At 61.0% G+C, this 13495-nt stretch carries 13 protein-coding genes; 4 read left to right on the top strand and 9 right to left on the bottom strand.

What is annotated here, in order from left to right:
• The first annotated feature begins 157 nt into the window (after positions 1–157).
• From ACUN0E_RS05185 to ACUN0E_RS05175, 3 genes are all read left to right on the top strand, one after another.
• On the top strand, positions 158–1057 hold the full coding sequence (locus tag ACUN0E_RS05185) for a LysR family transcriptional regulator (protein WP_408209299.1): 900 nt from the start codon (positions 158–160) through the stop codon (positions 1055–1057).
• A 241-nt stretch (positions 1058–1298) separates the two neighbouring features.
• The gene (locus ACUN0E_RS05180; protein WP_445565848.1) at positions 1299–1832 is read left to right on the top strand and encodes a hypothetical protein; all 534 of its coding nucleotides are present in this window, start codon (positions 1299–1301) and stop codon (positions 1830–1832) included.
• Positions 1829–2275, top strand: coding sequence for a PPC domain-containing DNA-binding protein (locus ACUN0E_RS05175; RefSeq protein ID WP_445565847.1), 447 nt, complete (start codon positions 1829–1831; stop codon positions 2273–2275). Before ACUN0E_RS05180 ends, ACUN0E_RS05175 begins: the two co-directional genes overlap by 4 nt.
• Before the next feature lie 135 nt (positions 2276–2410).
• On the opposite strand, the gene ACUN0E_RS05170 is transcribed toward ACUN0E_RS05175, so the two are convergent.
• The 8 genes from ACUN0E_RS05170 to ACUN0E_RS05135 all read right to left on the bottom strand — a co-directional run bounded on the left by ACUN0E_RS05170 (position 2411) and on the right by ACUN0E_RS05135 (position 11301).
• Positions 2411–3142, bottom strand: coding sequence for a maleate cis-trans isomerase family protein (locus tag ACUN0E_RS05170; protein ID WP_445565846.1), 732 nt, complete (start codon positions 3140–3142; stop codon positions 2411–2413).
• 70 nt (positions 3143–3212) lie between these two features.
• Positions 3213–4592, bottom strand: coding sequence for an amidohydrolase family protein (locus ACUN0E_RS05165; RefSeq protein ID WP_445570386.1), 1380 nt, complete (start codon positions 4590–4592; stop codon positions 3213–3215).
• A gap of 89 nt (positions 4593–4681) precedes the next feature.
• A complete protein-coding gene (locus ACUN0E_RS05160; RefSeq protein ID WP_408234053.1) occupies positions 4682–6028 on the bottom strand; it encodes a nucleobase:cation symporter-2 family protein in 1347 nt (448 codons plus the stop codon).
• Between the two features lie 88 nt (positions 6029–6116).
• The gene (locus tag ACUN0E_RS05155; RefSeq protein ID WP_445565845.1) at positions 6117–7235 is read right to left on the bottom strand and encodes a CobW family GTP-binding protein; all 1119 of its coding nucleotides are present in this window, start codon (positions 7233–7235) and stop codon (positions 6117–6119) included.
• Between the two features lie 67 nt (positions 7236–7302).
• On the bottom strand, positions 7303–7917 hold the full coding sequence (locus ACUN0E_RS05150; RefSeq protein WP_445565844.1) for a UbiX family flavin prenyltransferase: 615 nt from the start codon (positions 7915–7917) through the stop codon (positions 7303–7305).
• The gene (locus tag ACUN0E_RS05145) at positions 7914–9311 is read right to left on the bottom strand and encodes a UbiD family decarboxylase (RefSeq protein ID WP_445565843.1); all 1398 of its coding nucleotides are present in this window, start codon (positions 9309–9311) and stop codon (positions 7914–7916) included. The genes ACUN0E_RS05150 and ACUN0E_RS05145 overlap by 4 nt, the downstream gene beginning before the upstream one ends.
• A gap of 98 nt (positions 9312–9409) precedes the next feature.
• Positions 9410–10336, bottom strand: coding sequence for an amidohydrolase family protein (locus ACUN0E_RS05140; protein ID WP_408234065.1), 927 nt, complete (start codon positions 10334–10336; stop codon positions 9410–9412).
• The gene (locus ACUN0E_RS05135; RefSeq protein WP_408337796.1) at positions 10336–11301 is read right to left on the bottom strand and encodes an amidohydrolase family protein; all 966 of its coding nucleotides are present in this window, start codon (positions 11299–11301) and stop codon (positions 10336–10338) included. Before ACUN0E_RS05135 ends, ACUN0E_RS05140 begins: the two co-directional genes overlap by 1 nt.
• Before the next feature lie 242 nt (positions 11302–11543).
• On the opposite strand from ACUN0E_RS05135, the gene ACUN0E_RS05130 reads away from it, so the two are divergent.
• Positions 11544–12455 carry a LysR substrate-binding domain-containing protein gene (locus tag ACUN0E_RS05130; RefSeq protein WP_445565842.1) on the top strand — a complete coding sequence of 304 codons (912 nt, stop codon included), beginning with the start codon at positions 11544–11546 and terminating at the stop codon, positions 12453–12455.
• A 73-nt stretch (positions 12456–12528) separates the two neighbouring features.
• Here ACUN0E_RS05130 and ACUN0E_RS05125 read toward each other — a convergent pair whose 3' ends face one another.
• On the bottom strand, positions 12529–13425 hold the full coding sequence (locus tag ACUN0E_RS05125; RefSeq protein ID WP_408519449.1) for a LysR substrate-binding domain-containing protein: 897 nt from the start codon (positions 13423–13425) through the stop codon (positions 12529–12531).
• Between the last annotated feature and the right edge of the window lie 70 nt (positions 13426–13495).

Genomic DNA, 13495 nt, shown 5'->3' with positions numbered 1-13495 from the left:
CCCGGCTTGTGGCCCGGCGAATCGAAAAAGCTGCCAGCGGTTTGTCTCCGAAACCAAGCATAGTGCGATTCATTAATAGTCTCCAATACATTATGATGCGACGACTGATACCGATAAGGTATAAGTCGGACTTCTATTTGCAGACCCTGGGGCAGGCATGGAGCTGAGGCAATTACGCTATTTCGTCGTGCTTGCGGAGACCCTGCACTTCGGACGGGCGGCGGCGCTCCTTAATATTTCGCAGCCGCCGTTGTCGCGGCAGATCGCATTGCTCGAGGCGGAACTGGGCGTCGTGCTGCTGGATCGCACGCGCCGCAGCGTGCGGCTCTCGGCAGCGGGGCATCGTTTCTATCGCGACGCCAAAACGGTGATGGCCACCGTCGACCAGGCACGCGGCCATGCGCGCGCCGCCGACCTCGGCGAAGAGGGCACGCTGATGGCGGGCTTCATGTTCGCTGCCGCGTACAGCATCGTGCCGGCGCTGACGCGTGCGTATGCGTCGGCGTTTCCACGCGTCGAACTGAAGCTGAGCGAAAGCATCCCTACGTTATTGGTGGCCGAGATCCGCGCCGGCAAGGCCGACGTCGGCATCATGTATCCGTCCGATTCGGCGGTCGAACTGGAGACCCGCACGATCTTCAGCGAGCAACTGGTGGCGGTGCTGCCCGAAGGACACCGGCTCGCCACGCGGGCGGAGATTTCGATTGCGGAGTTGCGCGACGAATGGTTCATCATCTCGCCGCATGCGGCATCGCCATTCATCTACAACACGATCGTCGAGCACTGCCGGCGCTCGGGGTTTACACCACGTATCCGCCTCGAAACCAATTTTCAGCAGACCATCGTGAATCTCGTCGCGCAGCAGCTCGGCGTTGCGCTCGTGCATAGCTCGATGCGCAGCACGCATGCGGATAACGTCAAGTTCGTGCCGCTGCAGCATGCGCCCTATGTCGATGTCGCGTTGGTGTGGAGTCCCGATACGTTGAATCCGTGCGTCGCGCGGTTTGTCGATATTGCCGCGCAAATTGGCCTTGCCGGCACGCGGCATGGAAGTTAACGCGCCCTGGATGACCGAGCGCCGTTGTCGACGCGATCGGGTTGCACATGGGGGCGGCTCCGACTCGCATTGAATCTGCACGGCTGCGGCACTACACCTGTAGCACCGCGCGCGACAGATGTCTCGCGCGCAGTGGTGGAGTGATGCGCGCTCAGGCTTGCTGCGCGCGGCGCCCCATGCATCGCGTGCGGATGGCATTGAAGTTGCTCATGTGAGGTGTCGTAATTTACCTGACCCTCCTATGACGTCGAAGACAGAAGCTTTCCGCCATCCTGGCGCAGCCGCTCACCCGCGGGTGCTCGCCATGGTAGTGCGGGAGCCGCGCGAACTGCGCGTTGAAATACCCAGCGGACGCAACGCCGGCACGGTGCTGCGCGACCTGATGATGCGCCACGGTTTCTGCGGCGCGACCGGCCGGATTTGCAGCGGTTCGGCGCGTGCATTGCAGTACCACGTCGTCATCAAGGCGGCGCAAGGCGAGCGGCCTTATATCTACGGCGCCCCTACCGTGGAGAATGACGAAGTCGCGTTGCTGCACGGTGCGGTCACGATCGGCAAAGATAGTGCGGGCAGCGTCGCGTTGCATTGTCACGGCGCGTTCATCGGCGGCGACGGGCGATTGCACGGCGGGCATGTGATCCTAGACCGCCTCGAAGTGGGCCGCGAATCGCTGGTGTTGCGGCTTTGCGCGTTTGCACACGGTGGCTTCACGCAGTACATCGACGAGGAAACCCGCTACACGTTATTTGGGCCGACGGCGGAGGACGCCGCATGACTGCGCTATCCAACTCATCCGAGGTCAAGCTCGAAGCCGGCCGTTATGGACGTACGGTGATTGCACGGTTGAAGCCGAATGAGGACATCGTCGAATCACTCGAGCGGCTGTGCGCGCAATATGGGATCGGCCGCGCCGTGATGCGCAGCGCGGTCGGCAGTCTGATCGACGGGCATCTGGCGAGCGGCGCGGGTGCCGCGCTGGCCACGCAGATCGTCAAGGGACCGGGCGTCGAGATTGTCGGGCTGTTCGGTGAAGTCGCGGGCATTGTGTCGGGGCGGGACGATACGGGCACGACTGAGCTCACCGCGATTCTGTCCGGCACGGATAGCCAGGTGTTTGCCGGGCGCGTGGTACGCGGCATGAATCTGTCATTCATCACCATCGAGGTGACGCTGCAGGAGTGGATCGCAGACGCGGCTGGTCTGACGGGAAGTGCTTGAGGGATCGTCCCGAAAGCAAACGGCTCGTATGATGGAGCAAAGAGGGGCGGTTCGATGAGTCGCCCCTCAACAGGCAGACGGCGGTGGACCCCGACGAAGACTGCAGGAATCGCCGCGACCCGTGATCTCTTGACGTTACGCCACGTTGGTAAACAAGCTGCCCCAGCTTGCCAATGGCTTTGTATCCACCCCAAGCATTCTTAAAGACTTCCAAACGACGGTGGCTACCGTGTCATAGGCCGGAATATCGGTAGCCATCTCAAACGCCCGCACCAGATGCGCCGCATGCAGATTCGTGCAAAAGGTGGTTACCGCATCAGGCCTGGCAAATGCAGCCTCACGCATCATGATCGCCAATTGCGCGTCCGGCACCTCCGCAAAACTGAAATTGTCCTGCAAGCCGAGGTGTCGTTCCGAAACGCATTCAATGCCGAGCTTCTCGTAGTTGCGCACGATCCGTTGCTGAACGTCGTCAATATATGGCGAGACCAAACCCAGCCGCCTCACCTCCGTTTTCGCCAAGATTTCGTTGAGCGCCAGCACCGAGGTCGTGGCAGGAATACCCGTCTCCTCGGTGATCTGGCGGCACAACGTCTGGTCGCGCTCGAAGCCGAGCCAGCCGGCAGATGTACCGCTCCACCCGATCATATCCACGCGCGCATCGGCCAGTTGACGCGCTGCGGCGATAATCCGGCTCGCGTCGAATTGACCGAGCGCCTGCTCCGATAGTGCGATCTCCGTCACCGTGAAGCGAGCGAAGTGCGCGCTGACGTGCAGCAGTTCGCTGAGCATCGCCGAGGTCATCGGCTCCAACGCCGTGTTCGACGAAGGCGTGAGAATACCGAGCCGGATTCTTCTTTTTTGCATCGGGGCGTATCCCTTTAGTGCTTGGGTGCTTGGGTGCTTGGGTGAGTGAGTGCTTGAGCGCGTAAGTGGTTTAATCGGCGAGCAGTTGTTTCACACCCTCGGCCGCTTCATAACGAAGCTGTTCGAGATCAAGGCCGGGAATCACGCCGTTGTCCACCACCACGCGGCCATTCACCACGTTGTAGCGCACACGCGCCGGTTCGCCTGCGGCTACCGGCGCCACCGCCACATCGTGGAAGCCGTTGAAGCGCAGATCGCTGACGTCGTAAAGCACGAAATCCGCTGCCTTGCCGACTTCGAGCGTGCCGACCGCATCCAGGCCGAGCACGCCTGCACCGCCCGCGCTGCCCCAATGAATTATCTCTTCGACAGTCGTCGCCGACGCGCCTTGCGCCGCGCGATGCACTAACCAGGCGAAGTGCGCTTCATTGGTCATGCTGCCGGATTCGTTCGAGGCGACGCCGTCTACGGCCAGTGACATTGGCACGCCTGCTGCTGCCATCTGCGGTGCAGGCGCAATACCGCTGCCAAGGCGCGCGTTGCTCACGGGGCAGTGCGAGCAGCCGCTGCCGGTTTCCGCAAGCATTGCGATTTCGCTCGGCTGCAGATGCACGAGGTGGGCGAACCAGACATCCGGCCCGAGCCATTCGTGATCGGCGACGAACTCGACCGGCAGTTTATTGAACCGCTCTTTGCAGAAGTCGACATAGCGGGTCGTTTCGGAAAGATGCGTGTGCAGCCTCAAGCCCATGCGCCGCGCCGCGCGCGCGACTTCGGGCAGCAGTTCCGGCGGCAGCGAAAACGTCGGCGTAGTCGGCGCCACGACGACACGCCGCATCGAAGCGTCGCCTGAATCGTGATAGCGCGACTTCAGGCGTTCGATATCCGCGAGCATCTGATCGAGCGTTTCGGGTTTCAACGCCACTTTGGAAAACCCCGGATGATCACCCGCCGCTTGCAGTGCGCCGCCACGGCACAGGACGAAACGCATGCCGAACGAAGCCGCTTCGTCGAACAGCAGATCACCCGTTTCGGTAGTGCCCTCCGCGTGATACAGGTAGTGGTGATCGGCGCAGGTGGTCACGCCGGACAGGAGCAGTTCGGCAAGACCCAAACGTGCAGCGACGCGCGCCAGGTCCGGCGTAAAGCGTGCGAGTCGCGGATACGGTACAGCGGCCAGCCATTCCTGCAAATCGGCGTTGATGCCGGACGGTACCGCTTTCAGCAGGTTCTGGAACAAATGGTGGTGAGTATTCACCCAGCCCGGATAAACAACGCATGAACGCGCGTCGATGACGCGTTCATCGGCGCGCGGTTCGAGGTTAGGCGCAATGTTCTCGATACGGCCGTTGCGAATCCGCAGATCGACCTGGCCCAGGCGCGCGCCGTCGCCGCTTCGGCCGCTCATCACCGCGACAGGGTTCTTGATCAGCAACGCTTCAGTTTGCATGCTCACGATTCAATGTCCTTTCAGTTACTGCGAAGCGGCCGCCGGTCCAGGGGGCGCGACGACCGCGCTCGTCTTACTGCGTGGGTCGCTTACTCACGCACGAGGTTGTGCGTCTCGACGATCTTTTTTTCTTCTTCATGCGCGCCGTTCAGTACCGCGTTCAGCACGACCGATACCAGGCACGCCAACACCACACCGCTATGCAAGAAAGGTTGCGTCCAGTCGGGCATGTGCTTGAAGACTTGCGGCGACATCACCGGAATCAGCGCGGTGGCGATCGTGAAACCGACGATCAGCACGTTGTAGCGATTGCGCTCGAAGTCCACCTTCGCCAGCGTCTGCACGCCGGCGGCCACCACCACACCGAACATGGCGATACCGGCACCGCCAAGCGCCGCTGCGGGCGTGGAGGCTACTATCGCACCGATTTTCGGCACCAGCGCCACCACGCACATCAGCACGCCGCTAATCGCCACCACCCAGCGGCTGCGTACACCCGTCAGGATGACGAGGCCGACGTTCTCCATGAAGGCGATGAACGGGAACGCCGCGAACATGCCCGCAATCGCGCTAGCAAGACCATTTGCACGCATGCCGCGCACCACGTCTTCCTCGCTCACGTCCTTGCCGACGATGTCACCGATGGCGACGAACAGGCCCATCGATTCGACCATCTGCACCACCATCACGACGATCATCGTCAGCACCGGCACCACCGAAAACACAGGCGTACCGAAGTGGAACGGCATCGGCAGCGTGAACCACGGGGCGGCCCCCACGCTCGAGAAGTTGCCCATGCCGAGCGAGCAGGCGAGAATGCCGCCGGCAATCAAACCGATCAGCACCGAGAGATTGCGCAAGAACGGGCCGGCAAAGCGGTTGATCCCGAGAATCACCAGCGCGACGAACAACGTGACGCCCAGGAAGGGTGGTGCGCCGAACTGTTGCTGAGCGGCTTCTCCGCCACCGGCCCATTGATACGCAACGGGGAACAGTTGCAAACCAATCACCGTCACGATGCAGCCGGTCACCACAGGTGGGAAGAACCTTCGCAAGCGTCCGACGAGAGGCGCGGCGAACATCGTGAAGAGACCCGCGCCAATCACCGCGCCGCACACACCGGCGAAGCCGACACCCGGACTCAGGCCGATCGCGATGACCGGTCCGACGCTGCTGAATGCCACGCCTTGCAGAATCGGCAGACGCACGCCGAACTTCCAGATGCCGACGGTCTGCAAGATCGTCGAGATGCCAGAGCAAAACAAAGCGGTACTGATCAGCACGGTGGTGTCGGCCGGCGACATCTTCAGTGCCGACGCGACGATCAACGGAACAGCAATCGCGCCGATATAAGCCACTAGCATGTGCTGCAAACCGAGCGTGATCATCTGGCGCTTCGGCAGAATCCGATCGACGGGATGTATGGCGGTGTTCATGACGTGTCTCCAAATTGTCGTTTTCGATCGGAGCGCGCCGCACGGCCTGGCCGTGCAGCATCACTTCGCGCGCCGACCGGATCTCCCGTCAGGCCGCAACCGGCACGGCAAGACAGGCATGGAAGCGGTCGGTCAGCGCGGCGCGATCGAGATCGCGTCCGATGAATACGATGCGGCACGAGCGCGGTTCAATGCCCCACACTTGCGCCGCGCGCAGTTCGATGACGTTGTGCACGCCTTGCAGCACATAGCGATGCGACTGGCCTTGCACAGCGAGAATGCCTTTCATGCGGAACAGTTTGGCGGCATCGGACTCGCGCAATTCAGTGAGCCAGGCTTGCAGCGCGTCGAGATCGATGTCCGCATCGACTTCGATACCGACTGAGGACACGCTTTCGTCGTGCTGGTGGTCGGCGTGATCGTCGTCATGATGGGCGTGTTCATGATCGTGATGCGCTTCGTGCTCGTCGTGGCGATGCTCGTGCTCGTGTTCGTTGGCGCGCGAATGTTCTTCTTCATGGAGGCCATCGGTCTCCACGAGAATCTGCGAGAACTCATTTGCACCCACGCCGAGAATCCTGTCGAGGTCGATCTGTGCGTAGCTTGATTCGACAATTTCCGCTGTGGCGTTCAAGCCGCGAATGCGCTGCGCCAGCGAGGCGATATCTTCTGCCGTCACCAGATCGACCTTGTTGATCACAATGCGGTCCGCACAGACGATCTGATCGACCGCCTGGTTATCGCTTCCGTCGAGCACCAGATCGTCCAGGTGCGCGGCGATATGCTTCGCATCCACCATCGTGACGACTGCGTCCAACGTCACCTGTTTCGCGATCGGATCGTCGAGGAAGAACGTTTGGGCGACCGGATACGGATCGGCGAGTCCACTCGTTTCAACAATGATGTGATCGAGCCGGTCCGGCCTTTCCACCAGCATGCGCACGATTCGCACCAGGTCTTCGCGCACCGCGCCGACGCAGCACACGCAACCATTCGTCATCTCGTAGATCTCTTCGGTCGATTCGAGCACGAGGCCACCGTCGATGCCGATTTCACCGAACTCGTTTTCGATCACCGCGATCTTGCGGCCGTGCTTCTCGCGCAGAATGTAGTTGAGCAGCGTCGTTTTGCCGGCGCCGAGAAAACCGGTCAGCACCGTGACGGGGATTTTCTCGATTTCGTTGTGGGTGGTGTGAATGTGATTCATGGCTCGTCTCCGTTTCTTCGTTCGTACTGCGGTTCGTGCGTTTCTTACGGTTGTTGCGGTTCGGCTTTCAGGCGATATGCGGTGCTTGTGCTGCATCCCGTGGCGCGGTTTCAATTTCACTGTCTCGCCAGCGTTTGACGGTGCCCGCTTCGAGACCGAACAGGTCGAGCACGCGGCCTAGCGTGTGGTCGATCATCTGGTCGAGCGAAACAGGGCGCGCGTAAAACGCCGGGACAGGTGGAGCGACGATCGCGCCCATTTCGGTGGCGGCGATCATGTTGCGCAGATGCGCCAGTGTGTAAGGGGTTTCGCGCGCCAGCAGCACCAGAGGGCGACGCTCTTTCAACGTGACGTCGGCGGCGCGCGAGATCAGGCTCGACGACATGCCGCTGGCAATTTCGGCAAGCGTCTTCATCGAACAGGGCGCGACGATCATGCCCAGCGAGCGGAACGAGCCGCTCGAAATAGCCGCGGCCATGTCGTCGCAACGGTAGGTGAAGCGGGCGAGGGCGCTGACTTCGGCGAGCTTGTAGTCGGTTTCGTGCATCATCGTCAGCAGTGCGCTGCGCGAGACGGTCAGATGCGTTTCGATATCGAGTTCACGCAGCAGTTGCAGCAGGCGCACGCCGTACGTGAAACCGGACGCGCCGCTGATGCCGACTACGAGTCGCCGCGGGGTCATCGTTGGGCTCCGTTGGCGGCGCGGGCCAGAATCTCAATCGCTTGTTGTGACGCACGTTCGCTGATCTTCGCGCGAATACCGTCGAAGTGGGAACCGCGTGTCGCATCGATACCCATGCGCGACGTGGTGCCCGCAGCGGACGAGGAGGGATCGAGCGGACTGCCCGGCAAACCGTCGACGATAAATACGTCCTGATGCGGCTGGAAATGCGTGGCGATCGCCCACAGCACTTGCGAATCGTTAGTGATGTCGATATCACTATCCACCGCAACGACGTTCTTCAGATACGGATCCCAGCCGAGCAACGCGAGCATGATCTGGCGCGCTTCGCCGTCGCGCGTCTGGTTCAGCGCGACGTAGCAGTGGAAGTGAGTGCCCGAGTTCGGATAATGCAGCGCGGTGACAGAAGGGAAGCGCGCCTTCAGCTTCTCGCTCATTTCCGCTTCACGCGGCAAGCGAGCCAGTGTCAAATGCTCCGCGTATGGGCCGCCGACAACATCGACAAGCCATGCATCGTTACGCCGCATCATCGTGTCGACGCGTAGCACGTTGTTGGTGGAGCGGTCCGATGAATAGCCGGTGAATTCGCCGAACGGGCCTTCTTCGGCGTGAGCGTCCGGATCGATCGTGCCTTCAAGGACGAACTCAGCGGCAGCGGGAACGCCGATTCCGTATCGCGGCGTACGCACCAATTCCAGCGGCGCACCGAACAATCCGCCTGCAATCGCACGTTCATCTGTGCCGAAGGGCACGCGCGCTGCGGCAGCCAGCATGAACAAAGGATGCGCACCGATCACCATCGCGACCTTCAAGGTGTCGCCGCGTGCTTGAGCGGTTTGCAGCATGCGCCAGAGATGGCCGCGCGAATGCAGGCTGGTTGCAAGTGCATTGCGAGCATGCCGCATCGAACGGTGATAGCTCATATTCGCCACCCCCGTCACCGGGTCTTCCGCGATGATCACCGCATTGGTGATATACGGACCACGATCGGTATCGAAGTGGCGGATCATCGGCAGTTGCGCGAGATCGACGGCATCGCCTTCGATAACCTGGTCGAGAACGGGGCCGGTCGGAACGAAAACCGGTGCAATAGGGGCATTCGCACGGTGTTGATAAGCGTCGAACAAGCCCGACGCGTCGACGTCGAACAGACGTCCAATTCGTATACGTGAAGCAAAGAAATTGGTCACCAGCGGTGTCGCAATGCCGTCGACGTTTTCGCATATCAACATTTCATGGCGTCCGCGCGCGGCCAGTTCGGCCACGACTGCGGTGACGTCCTGATCCGCAGCCAGCGGTTGCTTGATCGTCAATACATCATCGGGGAACTGCTCGTGATACGCTTGCGCAAAGCGGTGAAAATCCTGCGTGGCGCGGAAGAGGTTATCCGCCATAGTGAACTCCGTCGAAAGCGATAACGAAAGCGGACCGTCAAGAAGGGCAGGCGCGGCGCGAACCGTCAGCCGCGCCTGCAATACATCACCAGGAAGCGTTAAGCAGGCTGCGTTACGTCATTCACGTACGTCGCCTTCAAACGCTTTTCCGCTTCGGCCAGATCTTTCGGCGGTTTGGTTGGTTCGATGCCGACCAGACGGGCGATGTTGTTGCCCATATAGTCTTCGAGACCGTCTTCGTCCAGATCCATGCCTTGCGGCGCCGGACCGCACAACATTTCGAGTTCACGCAACCACATGCCCGGCTCATTCGGCGGCGAATCGGTGCCGAACACGATCTTGCTGCGCGGCAGTTCGCGAGCAAATTCGACGATGCGCGACTGATAGCACCAGCCCGATTCGCAATACACATTCGGCGTATCCATCGCCATCCAGAACGATTCGAACGAGTAGTTACCGCCCGTTTGAATCCCGAAGTGACCGATGATGAAATTCACCATCGGGAATTCGCGGATGATCGGATAGAACTGCGTCGGAATCGTGTACGGTCCGTCGCCGGTGTGAATCAGCACCACCACGCCGAGTTCGGCGCACTTCTTCATCGCGGGACGCAACCAGTCGAGCGCGCGATCCGGCCGGTAGCCGTGCATGTTCGCGTGCAGCTTGAGCATCTTGAAGCCGTACTCCTTCACGTGGAATTCGAGTTCAGCCGCGCCGTTCTCCGGGCCCCAACGCGGGTTGTACGTGAAGTTGCCGATAAAGCGATCCGGGTACTTCTGCGTCAGCTCAGCGATATACGCCATGTAATCGCGAATGCCTTCACGACCGCGGCGATTGCCATCGCGATAGCCGGTGTTGCCCGGCGGCGGCTGAATGAAGCCCATGTCGATACGGCGCGGCTTGCCGTTGATGATGTATGGACCGTCCATCATCTTCAGCAGGCGTTCGCCGGTGAACGGCTCGCCGGTATGGCGCCACGCTTCGTCGACGAGATTGGTCGGGTGCAGATGGGTATCGATGATCATCAACGGGCTCCTGCGTAGGCGGCTTGAGCTGCATTCGCGGCATGCTTCTGCGACGTGCCGGCGTGTTGTTTGAGATAGGCTTGGGCTTCTTCGACGCTTTTCGGCCGCGCGGTCGGCTCGATGCCGATCATGCGGGCGAGGTTGTTGCCGAGGTAGTCCTCGAGCGTGTCTTCGTCGAGGTTCAGGCCTTGCGGCGGTTCGTGGCACAACACTTCGAGCAAACGCAGCCACATGCCAGGCTCGTTCGGCGGCGTGTCGGAGCCGTAGAGAATCTTGTGGGTCGGCAGTACCTTCGCGAATTCGACGATCCGCGATTGCAGGCACCAGCTCGATTCGCAATACACGTTCGGCGTATCGAGCGCCATCTGATACGGCTCGAAGCAATACACGCCACCGGTCTGCACACCAAAGTGCGCCATGATGAAATTCACCGAAGGGAATTCGCGGATCAGCGGATACCACTCGCTTGGAATGCTGTAGGGACCGTCGCCGGTGTGCAGCTTTACGAGCAGGCCGAGGTCCGCGCATTTACGCAATGCAGGACGCAACCAGTCGAGCGCGCGGTCAGGGCGGTACGCATGCATGTTGGCCTGCAATTGCACCATCTTGAAGCCGTGTTCCTTCGCATAGAACTCGATGGCTTCAGCGCCGTTCTCGGGACCGCAGCGCGGGTTGTAGACGAAGCAACCGATCAGACGGTCCGGATACTTCTGCGTCATTTCGACGGTGTAGGCCATGTAGTCGTCGATCGACTCGCGGCCCGAGCGGTTGCCGTCGGTCCACGTATAGATAGTGTTGCCTTGCGGCGGTTGAATGAATGCCTTGTCGATGCGGCGCGGCTTGCCGTTGATGATGTACGGGCCGTCCATCGTTGCGATCAGACGCTCGCCGGTAAATGGCTCGCCGTCGTGGCGCCAGGCGAGGTCGACCAGATTGGTCGGGTAACAGCTAGTGTCGATGATCATGTACTCGATCTCCTTGAGAGGAACTGGTGTATCCAGTTGCCGGATCGCGGGCAGGCGCATCGATGGAACGGAGCCCAGTTAGGCTTGCCCATGCGGCCCTTTGCAAGACGCAGTGTTTGTGCGCCTTCCCCTCGCCGGCATCGAGTGTCACACTGATGTGCACTGCTGCTTGCGATGCAGTCTCACAAGATAAAAACGCTCTGTACAATATTTTTTAACCACGATCTTGATACGTTTGCGATATGGACATCCGGCTGTTGCGTTACTTCGCGGTACTTGCCGACGAACTGCATTTCGGCCGGGCAGCCGCACGGCTGCACATTTCGCAGCCCCCTTTGAGTCAGCAGATTCGCATCCTCGAAGAGGAGATGGGCACCGCGTTGTTCACACGCTCGCAACACCGTGTCGAACTCACGGATGCAGGGAAAACACTTAAGGAGCAGGTGCCGCTGATCTTCGCGCAGTTCGAACGCGCGATCGATCTGACGCGCTGTGCGGGGCGGGGCGAAGTGGGGAGTCTTGAGATCGGCATCATCAGCTCGGCGATGGTCGAACCGATTCCGCGTGCACTACGGGTATTTGCGGAGAAGCATCCGCAAGTGCAGTGGACGCTGCATGAGATGACACCCGCTGCGCAGATTCTCGCGCTCAAGGAACGGCGCCTGGATGTGTGTTTCTTCCGGGTTTCGCATGAGGACCCGGAGATTCGCAGTGAAGTCGTGATGCGCGAATCGGCGGTAGTGGCGCTGCCATTCGGGCATCGGCTTGCGGCGCGCGAGGAGATTGCGTTGCGCGAGCTGGAGACGGAGCGTTTCGTGTCGTTCGGTTTGCAGCATTCGCAACTGGCGCGCTTCTTACAGGACTGTTGCGTCGAAGCAGGGTTTACACCGCAGATCGACCAGGAGGTGGTCGAGGTGCATACGCTGCTGTGCCTCGTGCGCGAAGGGCTGGGCGTGGCGTTGCTGCCTTCGTCGGCCCGGCAATTGACGACCGGTGGTGTGGCGTTCGTGCCGCTGGCTGCGCCGCGTCCCGAGGTGTCGCTGCACGCGCGCTATCGTGCTGAGGATGCGTCGCCGGTACTGTCGCTGTTTCTCGATACCGTGCGGGAAGTGGCCGCTAGCGTGAACGTGGATGCGGAGGGTGGCGGGCGGTAACGTTCGCGTGCTGATCGTTTGGGCGATGCGCGAGAGTCAGCATGGGCGCGAAGGGTGCCATGAGCGGTGAGCGCTAAGGCGCGCCGACCGTCTGCGCGACCAGTTCGCGAATCACTTCGATCAGTGGCGTCACGCGCGCCGCTTTCTCTCGAGGCCATACCGCATACAGGTTGTAATGCGTCGGAATTTCTACTTCCGTGAGTTCGACCAGGCGCCCCTCGCGCCGTGCGTCCGCAGCCAGCAGACCGCGCGCCAGACCAGCGCCTATCCCTGCGCTTGCCGCTGCAATCAACCCGGCGGCGTTGTCGAACACCGCTACGGCATCCGGTTCAACGGCGGGCATCCCAGCCGCGGTGAGCCACGGAATCCACGAGCGTTTCGTATAGCCGAGCAATGGTAAATCGAGCACCTGTTCCGGCGTGAGCGGCACGCTCAGCCCACGCGCCTCGAGAAGCGCGGGCGAACCTACGGCAGTCAACCTATCGCCGCAAATCAGCGCGTTCTCGAAACCGTCCCATTCTCCATACCCATACCGCAACGCAATATCCACGCGCTCGAACGCGCTGCGGTCGTGACGCGGCGTAGACAGCACCGTCAACGACGTGCCGGTCAACGCGCCGAGCAAAGCAGGCAAGCGCGCCACCAGCCAGCTCTGCGCGAGTTCGGGGTCGACATCGAGCGTAATCGACTGCTTGACCGTGCGCTCTTTCACCGACGACAACGCACGATCGATCTGCTCGAAACCATCGGTCAACTGATTTGCAAACAGCACGCCGGCGTCCGTCAGCACCACGCCGCCGCCTTCGCGCACGAATAGGGGCTGGCCGACGAACTCTTCGAGCGTACGGATCTGCTGGCTGATCGCGCTATGCGTGAGCGACAACTGGCGCGCAGCGCTCGAAAAGCTGCCGACGCGTGCCGCTTGCAGGAAAGCCTGCATCGACTGGATCGAAGGGTAGCGCTTCAACATAGGTGTTAGCCGGACTTACGGATGATGGAAGAAATCGTCGCTGGCGTTGTGCTTAACGGCTTTCAATAAT

Source organism: Paraburkholderia sp. D1E (assembly GCF_052682275.1).
The sequence above is the reverse complement of the archived record's forward strand: the minus strand, read 5'-3'. Positions and strand labels throughout refer to the sequence as shown.